Below are 14,772 nucleotides of genomic sequence, written 5' to 3' on the forward strand. Positions count from 1 at the left end.
TTGTGAGAGGGCGGTGCGGGAGCAGGAGAAGGGCAGGGCTCAGCTGTCGGAGCCGGTCGGCTTCCAGCGGAAGATGCGGTGCTCGACGAAGGTGAGGAGCCCTTCGGCGGCGAGGGCGACGACGGCGAGGATGACCATCGCGGCGTAGACGCCGGCCGGGTTGAAGGTGTTCTGCGACTGCGAGACGAGCAGGCCGATGCCCTTGGTGGCGCCGATGTACTCGCCGACGATGGCGCCGATGAGCGCGAAGCCGAAGCTCACGTGGAGGCTGGTGAAGATCCAGGAGGTGGCCGACGGGATGACCACCTGGAGGGTCACCCGGCGATCGCTGGCGCCCAGGATGCGGGCGTTGGCGACGAGGTTGCGGTCGACCTCGCGGGCGCCCTGGAAGGCGTTGAAGAACACCGGGAAGAAGACCAGCACCACGGCCGAGGCGACCTTGGAGGACGGGCCGAGCCCGAACCAGATCAGGAAGATCGGGGCGAGGACGATCCTGGGGATCGAGTTGAGCACCTTGATGAACGGACCGAGGACATCGGCGAGGAAGCTGATCCGCCCCAGCGCGATACCGAAGACGACACCGGTGATGACACCGATGACCCAGCCGAGCAGCGCCTCGTAGAGCGTGTACCAGATCTGCTCGCCCAGGGAGCCGAGCGCGGTGCCGTGCGTGACCCAGGTCCAGATCTGGTCCCAGATCTTCGAGGGCATCGAGAAGTTGAACGGGTCGATGACCTTGGTCCGGGACAGCAGCTCCCACAGGCCGAGGAACGCCACCAGAAGCAGCACGCGCACGGCGAACACGATGGCCTTGCGTCTGCGGGCGGCCTGGGCGCGTGTCTGGGCGCGGTCCGGGGTCTTGGCCGTCTCGACGACCGGGGTGCTGAGGGTGTCAGGCGACATGAGCGGCGCCCCTCTCACGGGTGATGCGGACCTCTTCGCCGAGGGACTCCCAGATCTCGCGGTAGATCTCGATGAACCGCGGCTCCAGACGCACCTTCTCGACCTTGCGCGGGCGGGGCAGGTCGATCTCGAAGACCTGCTTCACGGTCGCGGGCCCGGCGGTCATGACGACGACCTTGTCGGCCAGCGCGATGGACTCCTCCAGGTCGTGGGTGACGAACACGACGGAGGCGCCCGTGCCCTCCCACAGCTCGAGGAGTTCGTCCGACATCAGGGCCCGGGTCTGTACGTCGAGCGCGGAGAACGGCTCGTCCATGAGCAGGATCTCGGGGTCGTTGACGAAGGTCGCGGCGAGCGCCACACGCTTGCGCTGACCGCCGGAGAGCTGGTGCGGGTAACGGTCCTCGAAGGCTGCGAGACCGACCTTGGCCAGCCAGGCGCGGGCCTTGTCCCTGGCCTCCGCCTTGGGCACGCCCCGGAAGCGGGGGCCCGCCATCACGTTGGACAGCACGGTCCGCCAGGGGAAGGTGGCGTCCTGCTGGAAGACGAAGCCGACCTTGTCGCCGACGCCGGCCACCGGCTCACCGGCCACCAGCACCTCGCCCTCGCTGGGCTCCTCCAGCCCGCTGACCAGGGTCAGCGTGGTGGACTTGCCGCAACCCGTCGGCCCTACGACGGCCACGAACTCACCGCGCCCGACGGTGAGGTCGAGGTCGCGGACGGCCGTGTGCAGACCCCCCGACGGGGTCTTGAAGATCTTGCTCGCGCCCCGTAGCTCGATGGCGGGGCTGGTGTCTGCGCTCATGGGCCGGGACGGTAGGTGTGGTCCGCACCACAACAGCAGTCTTCTGGTCGCAAGCCGTTCTTTTGCTCGCAAGCACCTGTTGTGCTCTTTTTGCTCGCGCTACAACTGCGCAGACGAAACACGGGCTTAACGCTCGCCGGCCTTGAAGGAGAGGCCTGAATGATTGACGTCCTGGTGGTGGACGACGACTTCCGCGTCGCCGAGATAAACGCCAAGTACGTGGGAAAGGTTCCCGGGTTCCGGGTGGCCGCCCGCGCTCACAGCGCTGCCCAGGCCCTGGCCGCCGTCGAGCGCGGGACCATCGATCTGGTCCTGCTGGACCACTATCTGCCGGACCAGACCGGCCTCGAACTCGTCCACCGCATGCGGGAGCAGGGCCATGGCACCGACGTCATCATGATCACGGCCGCCAGCGATGTGACCACCGTCCAGCGGGCCATGCGTCTGGGCGCCCTGCACTACCTGGTGAAGCCGTTCACCTTCGCCGCGCTGCGGACCCGCCTGGACTCCTACGCGGCCCTGCGCCGCACGGTGGACCGGGTCGGCGGCCGGGGCCTGACGGGCCAGGAACAGGTCGACCGGATCTTCGGCGCCCTGCGCACCTCACCGGCCTCGTCCGCGCCCGGCCTGCCCAGCGGCCAGTCCGAACCCACGACCGACCTCATCTGCGGGGTCCTGCACCGCGCGGGCCACCCCCTCTCGGCCCACGAGGTGGCCGCCGAGACCGGCCTGAGCCGCTCCACCGCGCAGCGCTACCTCCGCCACCTGGAACAGGCCGGCCGCCTCCGTCTCTCCCTGAAGTACGGCGACACCGGACGTCCGGAGCACCGGTACGCATGGGTGGCGCCGTAGCGCCTTCGGTTCGGCACCGTTGTCCCTTCAGACCGCTCCCGCCCCGGTCAGCGACCGCACCTCGGTCTCCGCGTACTTGGCCTCGTCCGCGACCTCGTCCGAGGTGACCGTGCCGAGCCAGCCGGCGAGGAAGCCGAGCGGGATGGAGACGATCCCCGGGTTCTGCAACGGGAAGTACTGGAAGTCCACGCCCGGAAACAGCGAATCCGGGCTCCCCGACACCACCGGGGACAGCACGACCAGACCCAGGGCAGGGACCAGTCCGCCGTATACGGCCCACACCGCGCCGCGGGTCGTGAAGCCACGCCAGAACAGCGAGTACAGCAGCGCCGGCAGATTCGCCGAGGCCGCCACCGCGAAGGCCAGACCCACCAGGAAGGCGACGTTCATGTCCTTGGCCAGCAGGCCGAGGGCGATGGCCACCACACCGATGCCGACCGCCGACGCGCGCGCCACCGCCACCTCGCTGCGCTGCCTGGCATGCGGCCTGCGCAGCGAGGCATACAGGTCGTGGGCGACGGACGCCGAGGAGGCGAGGGTGATCCCGGCGACCACCGCGAGGATGGTGGCGAACGCGACGGCGGCGACGACCGCGAACAGAACCGTTCCGCCTGTGGAGCCCGCGCCGCCGCCCAGATCGAGCGCCAGCAGCGGCATCGCCGTGTTCCCCGACGCACTCGACGCGCGCACCGCATCCGGCCCGACGACGGCCGCCGCTCCGAAACCGAGCACGATCGTCATCAGATAGAAGCCGCCGATCAGCCCGATCGACCACACCGTCGAACGCCTGGCGGCCTTCGCGGTCGGCACCGTGTAGAAGCGGGACAGGATGTGCGGCAGCCCCGCCGTCCCCAGGACCAGCGCCAGCCCCAGGCTGATGAAGTCCAGTCGTGCGGTCCAGCTTCCGCCGTACCTCAGCCCAGGCGCCAGGAACGCCTGCCCGTGCCCACTGCGGTCGGCGGCCGTGAGCAGCAGCCGGTCGACGTCGCCGTGGAACCGCAGCAGCACCAGCACGGTCAGCGCCACCGTCCCGCCCATCAGCAGGACCGCCTTCACGATCTGGATCCAGGTGGTGGCCCGCATCCCTCCCAACGACACATAGATCACCATCAGCGCGCCGACCCCGATGACCGTCCACTCCTGGGCCGCCTCGCTCGTCCGCCCCAGCAGCAGCGCGACCAGGCTGCCCGCCCCCACCATTTGCGCCACCAAATAGAGAACGGACACCGTGACCGAGGAAGTTCCCGCCGCGATCCGGACGGGCCGCTCGCTCATCCGTGCGGCGATCACGTCGGCGAGCGTGAACCGCCCGCAGTTGCGGACGAGTTCGGCCACCAGGAACAGCACGACCAGCCACGCGACCAGGAAGCCCACCACATACAGCAGCCCGTCGTAGCCGAAGAGCGCGATGAGCCCGGTCACACCGAGGAAGGAAGCCGCCGACATGTAGTCGCCCGCGATGGCAAAACCATTCTCCATCGGGGAGAAGAGCCGGCCTCCGGCGTAGAACTCCTCGGCCGAACCACGCCGCTTCCGGCTCACCCAGGTCGTGATCCCGAGCGTCACGGCGACGAACACACTGAACAGCAGCAGGGCCAGGGTCTGATGACGGCCCGTCATGACTCACCACCTCGGACTCCGCGCGTCAGCTCCTGGGTGTCCCAGCGCAGGTCCAGCGCGGCACGATCCCTGCGCAGCCGCGCATGCCGGGCGTAGGCCCAGGTGAGCACGAACGTGGTGAGGAACTGCCCGAGCCCCGCGACCATCCCCACGTTCACCGCCCCCGCGACGGGCCTCGCCATCAGCCCGGGCACGGTCGTCGCGGTCACCACGTACCCCACGTACCAGGTGAGAAAGACGGCGACTCCCGGCACCACGAACCTTCGGTAACGGCTGCGCACCTCCTGGAAGGCCGCGCTGCGCTGCACCTCCAGATACACGTCACGGGCGCGAACTGCCGCCGCATCCGGCTCGGTTCGCGCGGCCGGCACGGGAGCCGGTGCCCCGGTGCCGTCCACCTCGCCCCAGCCGGAGGCCAGCGCGTCGTACCAGGGATCCTCGTACCTGACTTCTCGCGAGGCCGTGCCGTACTCGCCCTGGTCCTCGTGCCGTTCGGCCGGACTCTCGGAGCCGCCTCCGCCGTCACGGTGACGCCCGTTGCTTGACTGCATGCCCAAGGATGGACAGATCGGGAAGATCCCTGACTCTTCTTCCCCCGGGTCTCACCCCATCAGGTGACTCAATCCGCTGGTGGCCGCACCAATCCCTTTCCGTAGGCGTAACGCACCGCCTGGGCCCGGTCCTTGAGCCCCGTCTTGGCGAACAGGTTGTTGATATGCGTCTTCACGGTCGCGGTGGAGACGTGCAGCTTCCGGGCGATCTCCTGGTTGGTGAGCCCCTCGGCGATCAGCACCAGGACCTCGGTCTCCCGCGCGGTCAAGCCGTCGGGAGCCTCGGTGGCCGCGGGCGCCGGCTCGGACTGCGACAGCCTTTCCAGCAGCCGCCGTTGGATGCTCGGCGACAGTCCCGCGTCTCCCGAGAGCACGCTCTCCACAGCCCGCACGATCTCGTCGCCGCCCGCGTCCTTGGTGAGGTAGCCGCGGGCGCCGGCTCTCAGCGCCGGGAACAGCGACTCGTCGTCCGCGAACGTGGTGAGCACCACGACCTGTGTCCCGGGATACTCCGACCTGATCCGCCGGGTCGCCTCCACCCCGTCGCAACGCGGCATCCGCAGGTCCATCAGCACCACGTCCGGAGCGAGTTCGGCGACCAGCCGTACCGCCTCCTCCCCGTCGCCCGCCGCTCCGACGACCTCCACGCCGGGGAGCAGTCCGAGGAGCATCACGATGCCCTCCCTGACCACTGTCTGGTCGTCGGCGACCACCACCCGCGCGGGCTTCTTCACCCCCTCCGTCATACGGGCACCCTCAACCTCACCTCGAACCCCTCGTCGTCACGCCCTGCCTCCAGCGACCCGCCCAGCAACTCGGCCCGCTCCCGCATACCCAGCAGACCGTACCCGCCGCCCGCGCCGGTGAGTTCGCCGGGACGACCGCCCGAGTCCCGCACGTTCAGCGTCACTTCGTGCTCGCTGTAGTCCAGCCGTACCTGGACCTTGGCGCCGTAGGCATGCTTGCGGACATTCGTCAGGGCCTCCTGGGCGACGCGTCGTACGGTCTGTGACGCCTCGGCGGGCAGGGCCCTGCGTTCACCCGTCACGGTGACATCGGCGCCGTCGACCGACCCGACGATCTCCGTGAGGAAGTCCTCCAGCGGGGTCAGCTCACCGCGGAGGGCGGACAGTGCCTGGCGGGTCTCGGCGAGTCCGTCCCGGGCCATTCCCCGGGCGGCCACGACCCGTTCGAGGATCTGCTCCCGGTCGGCTCCGCGCTCGATCAGCAGCCGCGCCGCCTCCAGGTGCACCATCTGGGCCGAGAGGCTGTGGGCCAGTACATCGTGGATCTCCCGGGCGATCCTGGCCCGCTCCGCCAGCGCCGCCGACTCCGCCTCGGCCTCTCTCGCCGCGCGCTCCTGCGCCAGCAGCCGCTGGGCGCTGCCCCGGGCCTCGGCGTCGAGCCGCAGCACATAGCCGGCGAGGGCCATGCCGACGGCCGTGGCCGCCGTGGTCAGCCACACGTCGCTGTTGTACGCGGCGTACGAGGCGAGGCCGACGGACGCGACGGGTACGGCGGCACCGAGCGGCAGCCGCTCCAGGGCGGAGATCCCGCAACCGCACCAGAGCACAAGTGCCGGGCCCCGGAATCCCTCGGCCTGCGCGACGATCGCGATCGCCAGAAGGAGGCTGACGAGCGCCAGGGAGGGCACCAGCCGGTGGGCGTAGGTGGTCCGGAAGAAGCCCCAGGAGACGACGGCGGTCACGATCACACCGGCCACGGCCGCCATGGCGGGCCAGCCGTGGACGTGCCGTTCATGGAAGGCACCCCACAGGAGCAGGGCGAGGACGAGCAGCCTCACGAACCAGGCGAGCGCGCGCCGTGCCGGAGCGATCCCGGCGCGGCTCAGCGCTTCGCGGGAGGGCCAGCGCGTCCAGACGTTCTCCGTCACACGCCCTCCTTCCTGGTGGCCCGGGCCATGCCGTCACCGTACGCCCGGGTGGGACCGCCCGTGGACGGAGCGGAGGGGAGGGTCTGGGCACGCCAGACGAGGATGCCGGAGCGGACCACCAGGAGGACCGCCAGCCCGAGCATCAGGGCCGCGCTGTCCTGATGGATGCCGAGCACGGCTCCGAGGGCGAAGAGGCCGATGCGCACGGCTATACCGGCGAACCAGACGAACGCGCTCGCCTTGGTGCTCTTGGTCCACACGACGCCGTCGGGTTCCGTCCGCACGCGGGTGGTCCAGGCCCAGGCGGCGCCCATCACCAGTCCCACCACCATCTCGGTGGCGAGCAGCAGGGCGGATCCGATGCGGTGGTGGGCGTCGAGTATGCCGGGTTCGCGAAGCGCGACGACCGCGAGGATCACCGGCAGCAGCCACCAGCGCCGGCCGGTGTCGACGGGGCGGGCACGAAACTGGCGCACGATCACCACGACGACGACTGCCACGATCAGCAACGCGTTGACGAGCCCGGGCATCAGAGCCTCCGTGAGCGGAAGGGGCGGTGTCGGGAGCGGGAGCTGCCGACGCCTTCGACACTACGGAAACGCGCAGGTCAGCAGATCGGAGTGCGGGTGGACCCCGGGTGGAATCCGGCGAGCGGGATCTCTCCACCCCCGGGTGGAGAGCAACCCGGGAGTCACCGGAGCAGCAGCCCGGAGGTGCCCTGGAAGCACACCTCCAGGGCGGGTCGAGAGGGACTCCGGACCTGGCGGAGACCGTGCCCGCCCCGGCACGAGGCGCGCCGCACCCCCGGAACGGCCGAGGAGCCCCGGCATCCGCCGGGGCTCCCGATCACACCTCGTCGCCCGCACAGCCGCCTGAGCGCCCGGCGAGGGCCGCCGGCCGACGGACCACCCTCAGGTCAGGTGAGTCGGCGGCGGCCCCGCGCAGCGGTCACGCGTCGATCCGCGACCTGTCCAGCGTCGCCGCCGAGCCGGAGATGAACTCCTTGCGAGGGGCGACATCATTGCCCATCAGGAGGTCGAAGACCTGCTCGGCCGCTTCGAGGTCGGAGAGGTTGATACGGCGCAGGGTGCGGTGACGCGGGTCCATCGTCGTCTCGGCCAGCTGGTCGGCGTCCATCTCGCCCAGACCCTTGTAGCGCTGGATCGAGTCCTTGTACCGGACGCCCTTGCTCTGGAACTCCATGAGCTTGTCGCGCAGCTCCCGGTCCGAGTACGTGTACACGTACTTGTCCTGGCCCTTCTTGGGCTGGACGATCTCGATACGGTGCAGCGGCGGCACCGCCGCGAAGACCCGGCCCGCCTCGACCATGGGCCGCATGTAGCGCTGGAACAGCGTCAGCAGCAGGCAGCGGATGTGCGAGCCGTCGACGTCGGCGTCGGTCATCATGATGATCTTGCCGTAGCGGGCCGCGTCGATGTCGAAGGTGCGGCCGGAGCCCGCCCCTATGACCTGGATGATCGCGCCGCACTCGGCGTTCTTGAGCATGTCCGTCACCGAGGACCGCTGCACGTTGAGGATCTTGCCGCGGATCGGCAGCAGCGCCTGGAACTCGGAGTTCCGGGCCAGCTTCGCCGTACCGAGCGCGGAGTCGCCCTCGACGATGAAGAGCTCGCTGCGCTCGACGTCGTCGCTGCGGCAGTCGGCGAGCTTGGCCGGCAGCGACGAGGACTCCAGGGCCGTCTTGCGGCGCTGCGCGTCCTTGTGCTGGCGGGCGGCGATACGGGTCCGCGCGGCGGCGACCACCTTCTCCATGACCACGCGGGCCTGGGCGGCCGCGTCGCGCTTGGTGGAGGTCAGGAACGCCTTCAGTTCCTTGGAGATCACGTTGTTCACGATCCGGCGGGCCGCCGAGGTGCCGAGGACCTCCTTGGTCTGGCCCTCGAACTGCGGCTCGGCGAGGCGGACGGTGACGACGGCGGTGAGGCCCTCCAGGGCGTCGTCCTTGACGATGTCGTCCTCGGCGACGCGCAGCAGCTTCTTGGCGCGCAGTACCTCGTTGAGGGTTTCGCGGACGGCCTGCTCGAAGCCGGCCACGTGGGTGCCGCCCTTGGGCGTGGCGATGATGTTGACGAACGACTTCAGGTTCGCGTCGTAACCGGTGCCCCAGCGCATCGCGACGTCGACGCCGAGTTCGCGGGTGACCTCGGTGGGGGTCATCTGGCCGTGCTCGTCCAGGACCGGGACGGTCTCCTTGAAGGTGCCCTGCCCGGAGAAGCGGAGGACGTCGCAGACCGGCCTGTCGGTGGCCAGGTACTCGCAGAACTCGCTGATGCCGCCGTCGAAGCGGAAGGACTCCTCGCCCTTGCTGCCACCCTCGCCCAGGCCGTACTCGTCACGGACGACGATGGTCAGGCCGGGCACCAGGAACGCGGTCTGGCGGGCGCGCTGGTGCAGGTTCTCCAAGGAGAGCTTGGCGTCCTTGAGGAAGATCTGGCGGTCGGCCCAGTAGCGCACACGCGTGCCGGTGCGGGTCTTGGGCACCCTCTTGATCTTGCGCAGCCCGCTGCCGGACTCGAACTTTCCGTCCGGGCCGACGCCCGCGAAGGCCCCCGGCACACCGCGGCGGAAGCTGATCGCGTGCACCTGGCCGCCACGGTCCACCTCGACATCGAGGCGCGCGGAGAGCGCGTTGACCACGGAGGCGCCGACGCCGTGCAGACCGCCGGAGGCGGCGTAGGAGCCGCCTCCGAACTTGCCGCCGGCGTGCAGCTTGGTCATGACGACCTCGACGCCGGACAGGCCGGTCTTGGGCTCGACGTCCACGGGGATGCCGCGGCCGTTGTCCCGCACCTCGACGGAGCCGTCGTCGTGAAGGATGACGTCGATGTGGTCGCAGTAGCCGCCGAGGGCCTCGTCCACGGCGTTGTCGATGATCTCCCACAGGCAGTGCATCAGACCACGGCTGTCCGTGGAGCCGATGTACATGCCGGGACGCTTGCGCACGGCTTCGAGGCCCTCGAGAACGAGCAGGTGCCGCGCGGTGTAGTTGGAGCCGTCCCGGTCTGCTCCTGCCAGCAGCGCAGTGGACGGCACGGACGTATCGGCGGTCACGCGGTTCGCTCCTCGCTGAATTTCAGTGGGGCCCCTTTGGGGTAAGGGGCCGGCTTCGGTCGCCGTTCAGAGGGTACCGAGGCCTGGTAGAGCCGTTGTAACGCCACCCTCGTAGAGAACTCACCCTAGTCCAGGGTCGCATGGGTGTTCGATCCCTCGATGGAGTGAAGTACATATCACGTTCCCTTCGAGGCATGAACCATTTAGGCTCCGGGCACGTCCTCACAAACAACCGGCAACCCGGCCGGGAGGATGAAACCGATGAATCGCGCGAACCCGTAAGCACCGCAAGACACGCAATACGGCACATTCGCCGCCAACCGGCAGCAGACGGCCACCTCGAAAGATTTTTTTCGAGGAGAAGCTCCGAGCGGGAACGTTTTCGGGCTGGTTGGATGTTGACCCTGGTACGACAGCTCGTCGAGCTAGAGAAGAGGCGACGTGACTACTGTTCTGACCCCCGCGAGCCACCTGACGGCCGCCGATCGCTGCGACCGCTGCGGCGCCCAGGCATACCTGCGCGTCGTGCTGCTCAGCGGCGGAGAACTGCTCTTCTGCGCCCACCACGGTCGCAAGTTCGAGCCGGAACTCAAGAAGATCGCCGCTGAGATACAGGACGAGACGGAGCGGCTGACGACCGCCCCTGCCACCGCCTCCGAAGATGAGCGCTGACCTCTCGCATCCACGACGAGCCAGCCCCGGCGCAGGCCGGTGAACGGGCGGGGGCGCCCCCCGGGGGGGGGGCGCCCCGCCGGGGGTTGCCCCCCCCGCCCCCCGAGGCGCGTGGTTGGGCCGGGGGGGCCCCTGTGGGGGCCCCCCGGGGGCCCCCCCCCCCACGGCACCCCCCCCCCCCCCCCCCGGGGGGGGGGGGGGGGGGGGGGGGGCCCCCCCCGGGGGGGGCGCCCCCCCCCGTCGTCGTATGCCCGCAGCGGCCCTCAGAGGCGCTTGTGAGGCCGGCGGGACCCGTTGAGGGCACCGCCGGGGCCCAGCGCCCGTACGGCCTCGGAGACGCGCGTATAGACGCCAGGGCTGCCCGGGCGTCCACAGCCGTTGCCCCACGACACGAGCCCGATCAGACGCCCCTCGGCGACCAGCGGCCCCCCGCTGTCGCCCTGGCACGCGTCGGGACCGCCCGTGGCCTCCCCGGCGCACACCATGGAGCCCGCCCGGTAGGTGCCTTCGGCGCCGCCCGGATAGGCCCGCTCGCAGGTCTCGTCGGCCAGCACGTGGACGCGCGCCGCATACAGTCGTCGCGAGTAGTCACCGCCGCCTGTGACGTCACCCCATCCCGTGACCTGGGCAGTGGTACCGGGCTTGTAGGCGGCGTCACCCTTGGCGGCCATCTTGACGACCGCGTCGGCCGGCAGCGGCTGGGCCAGGGTGAGGACCGCGAAGTCGCCGGTGTTCGTAGCGGCGTCGTACTTCGGATTGATCCGGGCGACGGTCACGGGGATCTCGTGACCCTGCGTCGAGAGCAGATCCGTGCGGCCCGCGATGACCTTGAGGTCGCGTACCCGGTCGGACGGGCCGCCGATCACCTCGTCGGCCAGGCAGTGGGCCGCGGTCAGCACCGTGGTCCGGCCGATCGCCACCCCACCGCAGAACTGGCCGGCCCGTGTACCCCCGAACCGGTCACGGCTGGACAGCGCGACGGTCCAGGGAGCCTGGGAGACGTCGACGGGAAAACCCCCGACGACAACGCTGTCAGCGGCTGCGGGCGGCGGGCCGGCCAGCGGTATGACCGCGGTGACGGCCGCCAGGATCAGCGGCCGGATCAGGACCGGGGCAGAAGGACGGCGCATGCACGCTCCTCACTCTGGGTGGTACTGGGAAACCCAGAGTCATCCAGAGCACCGCTGCCCGCAGCACGAAGGCCCGGCTCCCCCACGGGGAGACCGGGCCTACGATCACGTACTGCGGCGACCTAGTCGAGGTAGTCGCGCAGCACCTGCGAACGCGACGGGTGGCGCAGCTTCGACATGGTCTTGGACTCGATCTGGCGGATGCGCTCGCGCGTGACGCCGTACACCTTGCCGATCTCGTCGAGGGTCTTCGGCTGACCGTCGGTGAGACCGAACCGCATGGAGACGACACCGGCCTCGCGCTCGGACAGGGTGTCCAGCACCGAGTGCAGCTGCTCCTGGAGGAGCGTGAAGCTGACGGCGTCGGCGGGGACGACGGCCTCGGAGTCCTCGATGAGGTCACCGAACTCGCTGTCGCCGTCCTCGCCCAGCGGGGTGTGCAGGGAGATGGGCTCACGGCCGTACTTCTGGACCTCGATGACCTTCTCCGGGGTCATGTCGAGTTCCTTGGCCAGCTCCTCCGGGGTGGGCTCGCGGCCCAGGTCCTGGAGCATCTGGCGCTGCACGCGCGCGAGCTTGTTGATGACCTCGACCATGTGCACCGGGATACGGATGGTGCGGGCCTGGTCGGCCATGGCGCGGGTGATCGCCTGACGGATCCACCAGGTGGCGTACGTGGAGAACTTGTAGCCCTTGGTGTAGTCGAACTTCTCGACCGCGCGGATCAGACCGAGGTTGCCCTCCTGGATGAGGTCCAGGAAGAGCATGCCGCGGCCGGTGTAACGCTTGGCCAGGGAGACCACCAGACGGAGGTTGGCCTCCAGGAGGTGGTTCTTGGCGCGGCGGCCGTCCTCGGCGATGATCTCCAGCTCGCGCTTGAGCTTCGGGGCGAGCTTGTCGGCGTTGGCCAGCTTGTCCTCGGCGAACAGACCGGCCTCGATGCGCTTGGCGAGCTCCACCTCCTGCTCGGCGTTGAGCAGGGGGACCTTGCCGATCTGCTTGAGGTAGTCCTTGACCGGGTCGGCGGTGGCACCGGCGGCCGCGACCTGCTGTGCCGGCGCGTCGTCCTCGTCCTCGTCGGACAGGACGAAGCCCGCGTTCTCGGTGCCCTCGGGCTCCTCGGCGCCCGCCTTGGCCTCCTCGAGAACCTCGTCCTCGAGGAGCTCGACGTCGTCCTTCTTGGCGGTGGTCTTCTTGGCCACCGTCTTCTTCACGGCGGTCGCGGTCTTCTTCGCGGCCGCCTTCTTGGCGGTGGGGGCCTTCTTGGCGACGGCGGCCTTCTTCATGGGCGCCCCCTCCTCGGCCGGGTCGTCGGCTGCGGCGGAGGACACCGCAGGGGCGGCCGTGGCGGTGGCCTTCCTGGTGGTCACCGTCTTCGCCGCGACCGTCTTGGTGGCGGTGCGCTTGGCCGGACTCTTCGCTGCGACGCTCTTTCGGGTGCGCTTGGGCTCCGCGGCACTGACCATCAGCGTCACACCCTCTTCCTCAAGGATCTGGTTGAGGCTGCGCAGTACGTTCTTCCACTGAGTGGCCGGAATCTGGTCAGCTTCGAAGGCCCGACGCACATCGTCGCCGGCGATCTGCCCATCAGCCTTTCCCCGCTCAATGAGAGCCATGACAGAGACGGACTCGGCGATCTCCGGCGGGAGCGTACGGGATGTGCTGGCCGACACGAACAACCTCTCGGAACGTTGGAAAACGGCTTCCGGCCCCGTCCATGACGGACTGGAGCCGACCGCCGGCTTGGGGATGGGCCGACGGCGCGGGCGGGGGCCGGGAAGATTCACAGCGCCATGAATGGCGTCCGTATTCCCTCCGCGACTGTCACCTCTTAGGTCATCGCGTTGTTCGCAAGAGCGTTACGCCCAATCTACGTGGCCCGAGTCACACCCCGTAAGCGCTCAAAAACGGTCAGACGCGGGCAGATGTCGTCCTCGATGATCTCTCCGGCCCTTCGGACCGCCGGACGCTCCGCCGTACGACCGCTTCCGGCACTCCGTACGACCGCTCCGGGCACTGCGCACGGCAGCTCCGGGCCGTCCGCAGGAAAGCCTCAAGGCGCCGGGTACCACCGCCGTGGGCACCTCGCCCGACCGCCGTGGAGCCTGCCGTACCGCCGGTCGCCGCACGCCCCGCCACGCCGCCGGGCCCCGCCGGAGCCCTGAGGGCTCCGGCGGGGTCCGACGGATGCGGGTTCCTGGGCCGGCGGCGTCCCGAGAACGCGGCACTCACCGAGCGCACCGCTCTCGGCGCGGGTCAGTGCTCGCGCGGGGCGGGCACCACGCGCTCGACCTCGGGATGGACGGTGAGCAGTTGACGCATCGCCGACTCGGCCGCCGTGCCGTCGCCGGTGCCGAGCGCGTCGACGATCCGCGCGTGCTGGGCCAGGGAGGTCTCGTTCGGCCGGTCACAGCCGGTGACCGGGCCGCCGGAGACCTGCAGGGCCGCCGACACGATGCCGGAGAGGTGCTCCAGCATGCGGTTGCCCGCGATCTGGATGAGCAGCGAGTGGAACTCGGCGTCGGCGCGCGAGAACGTCAGCGCGTCGCCCTGCGCCATGGCGTGGCTCATGATCTCGACCATGTCGCAGAGGCGCTGCTGGACGTCCTCGCGCCCGTGCCCGGCGGCGAGGCGGGCGGCGAGCGGCTCGATCGTCCAGCGCAGCTCGCTGAGCTCACGGCGCTGGTCGTCGCGCTGCGGCCCGAAGGCCCGCCACTCGATGATGTCCGGGTCGAGGAGGTTCCAGTCACTGACGGGACGCACGCGCGTGCCGACGTTCGGGCGGGCACTGACCAGGCCCTTGGCCTCCAGGACCCGGAGGGACTCACGGACGACGGTGCGGGAGACCTCGAAACGCTGGCCGATCTCCTCGGGCACCAGCGGGCGGTCCGCGCCCAGATCGCCGGAAACGATCATCTGACCCAGCTGCTGGACGAGTTGACCGTGCAGTCCGCGGCCGCGACTGCCCGCGGCACGCCGGCCGACACGGCCCAGCTCCGGGTCCGTGCCCTCCCAGGAGGGCACGCCGACGCGATCGGTGACGGGGGCCTCCACATACGGGTAGCGGTCGAGTTCGCCCGGGCCGACCAGACCAGAGTCTGCGGAGCGGGCGGCGGTCATCATGGTGTGCGCAAGGGTACTCACGGATCCTTTGTCGGCGCTGCCTCCAACTCCCTTGAGGTCTTTGGTGAAAAGCACACGAAAGGGTGATCGCTCACCCCGTCGCAATTGACGCCTTATCGGAAAGAAATGGCCTTTCTGCGGGGAGTTGTG

Annotated in this window: 13 protein-coding genes; 2 read left to right on the forward strand and 11 right to left on the reverse strand. The window is 69.8% G+C overall.

From position 1 onward, the window contains the following. Window positions 1-39 precede the first annotated feature (39 nt). Both ACIRR9_RS34415 and ACIRR9_RS34420 read right to left on the reverse strand, forming a co-directional pair. Window positions 40-903 (reverse strand): ABC transporter permease, encoded by an 864-nt coding sequence (locus ACIRR9_RS34415; RefSeq protein ID WP_403760034.1) that lies wholly within the window; start codon window positions 901-903, stop codon window positions 40-42. After that, the gene (locus tag ACIRR9_RS34420; RefSeq protein ID WP_384558133.1) at window positions 893-1,708 is read right to left on the reverse strand and encodes an ABC transporter ATP-binding protein; all 816 of its coding nucleotides are present in this window, start codon (window positions 1,706-1,708) and stop codon (window positions 893-895) included. Before ACIRR9_RS34420 ends, ACIRR9_RS34415 begins: the two co-directional genes overlap by 11 nt. Window positions 1,709-1,867: 159 nt before the next feature. On the opposite strand from ACIRR9_RS34420, the gene ACIRR9_RS34425 reads away from it, so the two are divergent. Further along, the gene (locus ACIRR9_RS34425) at window positions 1,868-2,560 is read left to right on the forward strand and encodes a response regulator (protein WP_365348226.1); all 693 of its coding nucleotides are present in this window, start codon (window positions 1,868-1,870) and stop codon (window positions 2,558-2,560) included. 27 nt (window positions 2,561-2,587) lie between these two features. Here the strand turns inward: ACIRR9_RS34425 and ACIRR9_RS34430 are convergent, their stop codons facing one another. The 6 genes from ACIRR9_RS34430 to ACIRR9_RS34455 all read right to left on the reverse strand — a co-directional run bounded on the left by ACIRR9_RS34430 (window position 2,588) and on the right by ACIRR9_RS34455 (window position 9,697). Beyond that, window positions 2,588-4,180, reverse strand: coding sequence for a cation acetate symporter (locus ACIRR9_RS34430; protein WP_403760037.1), 1,593 nt, complete (start codon window positions 4,178-4,180; stop codon window positions 2,588-2,590). Continuing rightward, the gene (locus ACIRR9_RS34435) at window positions 4,177-4,731 is read right to left on the reverse strand and encodes a DUF485 domain-containing protein (RefSeq protein WP_403760040.1); all 555 of its coding nucleotides are present in this window, start codon (window positions 4,729-4,731) and stop codon (window positions 4,177-4,179) included. The genes ACIRR9_RS34430 and ACIRR9_RS34435 overlap by 4 nt, the downstream gene beginning before the upstream one ends. Before the next feature lie 68 nt (window positions 4,732-4,799). Then, window positions 4,800-5,477, reverse strand: a complete 678-nt coding sequence (locus ACIRR9_RS34440) for a response regulator (RefSeq protein WP_403760043.1) — start codon at window positions 5,475-5,477, stop codon at window positions 4,800-4,802. Next, window positions 5,474-6,625, reverse strand: coding sequence for a sensor histidine kinase (locus ACIRR9_RS34445; protein WP_403760045.1), 1,152 nt, complete (start codon window positions 6,623-6,625; stop codon window positions 5,474-5,476). Before ACIRR9_RS34445 ends, ACIRR9_RS34440 begins: the two co-directional genes overlap by 4 nt. Then, window positions 6,622-7,155 (reverse strand): DUF1453 domain-containing protein, encoded by a 534-nt coding sequence (locus tag ACIRR9_RS34450; RefSeq protein ID WP_403760048.1) that lies wholly within the window; start codon window positions 7,153-7,155, stop codon window positions 6,622-6,624. The genes ACIRR9_RS34445 and ACIRR9_RS34450 overlap by 4 nt, the downstream gene beginning before the upstream one ends. A 418-nt stretch (window positions 7,156-7,573) precedes the next feature. After that, window positions 7,574-9,697, reverse strand: coding sequence for a type IIA DNA topoisomerase subunit B (locus ACIRR9_RS34455; protein WP_403760051.1), 2,124 nt, complete (start codon window positions 9,695-9,697; stop codon window positions 7,574-7,576). A 441-nt stretch (window positions 9,698-10,138) separates the two neighbouring features. On the opposite strand from ACIRR9_RS34455, the gene ACIRR9_RS34460 reads away from it, so the two are divergent. Continuing rightward, window positions 10,139-10,369 (forward strand): hypothetical protein, encoded by a 231-nt coding sequence (locus ACIRR9_RS34460; RefSeq protein ID WP_123973563.1) that lies wholly within the window; start codon window positions 10,139-10,141, stop codon window positions 10,367-10,369. A 263-nt stretch (window positions 10,370-10,632) separates the two neighbouring features. Here the strand turns inward: ACIRR9_RS34460 and ACIRR9_RS34465 are convergent, their stop codons facing one another. The 3 genes from ACIRR9_RS34465 to ACIRR9_RS34475 form a co-directional block, all read right to left on the reverse strand. After that, window positions 10,633-11,499 (reverse strand): serine protease, encoded by an 867-nt coding sequence (locus ACIRR9_RS34465; protein ID WP_403760054.1) that lies wholly within the window; start codon window positions 11,497-11,499, stop codon window positions 10,633-10,635. Window positions 11,500-11,621: 122 nt separating this feature from the next. Further along, entirely contained in the window at window positions 11,622-13,172 is a 1,551-nt protein-coding gene (locus tag ACIRR9_RS34470) for an RNA polymerase sigma factor (protein WP_403760057.1), read from the reverse strand. 583 nt (window positions 13,173-13,755) lie between these two features. Further along, entirely contained in the window at window positions 13,756-14,643 is an 888-nt protein-coding gene (locus ACIRR9_RS34475; protein WP_384565806.1) for a FadR/GntR family transcriptional regulator, read from the reverse strand. Window positions 14,644-14,772: the final 129 nt, after the last annotated feature.

This window comes from Streptomyces sp. NPDC101234, from assembly GCF_044767525.1.
In the GTDB taxonomy this organism is placed as follows: domain Bacteria; phylum Actinomycetota; class Actinomycetes; order Streptomycetales; family Streptomycetaceae; genus Streptomyces; species Streptomyces sasae.

What these genes read in the sequence shown, in the direction of transcription:
- ACIRR9_RS34415 (WP_403760034.1), bottom strand. Translation starts at nt 903, where the DNA reads ATGTCGCCTGACACCCTCAGCACCCCGGTCGTCGAGACGGCCAAGACC.
- ACIRR9_RS34420 (WP_384558133.1), bottom strand. Translation starts at nt 1,708, where the DNA reads ATGAGCGCAGACACCAGCCCCGCCATCGAGCTACGGGGCGCGAGCAAG.
- ACIRR9_RS34425 (WP_365348226.1), top strand. Translation starts at nt 1,868, where the DNA reads ATGATTGACGTCCTGGTGGTGGACGACGACTTCCGCGTCGCCGAGATA.
- ACIRR9_RS34430 (WP_403760037.1), bottom strand. Translation starts at nt 4,180, where the DNA reads ATGACGGGCCGTCATCAGACCCTGGCCCTGCTGCTGTTCAGTGTGTTC.
- ACIRR9_RS34435 (WP_403760040.1), bottom strand. Translation starts at nt 4,731, where the DNA reads ATGCAGTCAAGCAACGGGCGTCACCGTGACGGCGGAGGCGGCTCCGAG.
- ACIRR9_RS34440 (WP_403760043.1), bottom strand. Translation starts at nt 5,477, where the DNA reads ATGACGGAGGGGGTGAAGAAGCCCGCGCGGGTGGTGGTCGCCGACGAC.
- ACIRR9_RS34450 (WP_403760048.1), bottom strand. Translation starts at nt 7,155, where the DNA reads ATGCCCGGGCTCGTCAACGCGTTGCTGATCGTGGCAGTCGTCGTCGTG.
- ACIRR9_RS34465 (WP_403760054.1), bottom strand. Translation starts at nt 11,499, where the DNA reads ATGCGCCGTCCTTCTGCCCCGGTCCTGATCCGGCCGCTGATCCTGGCG.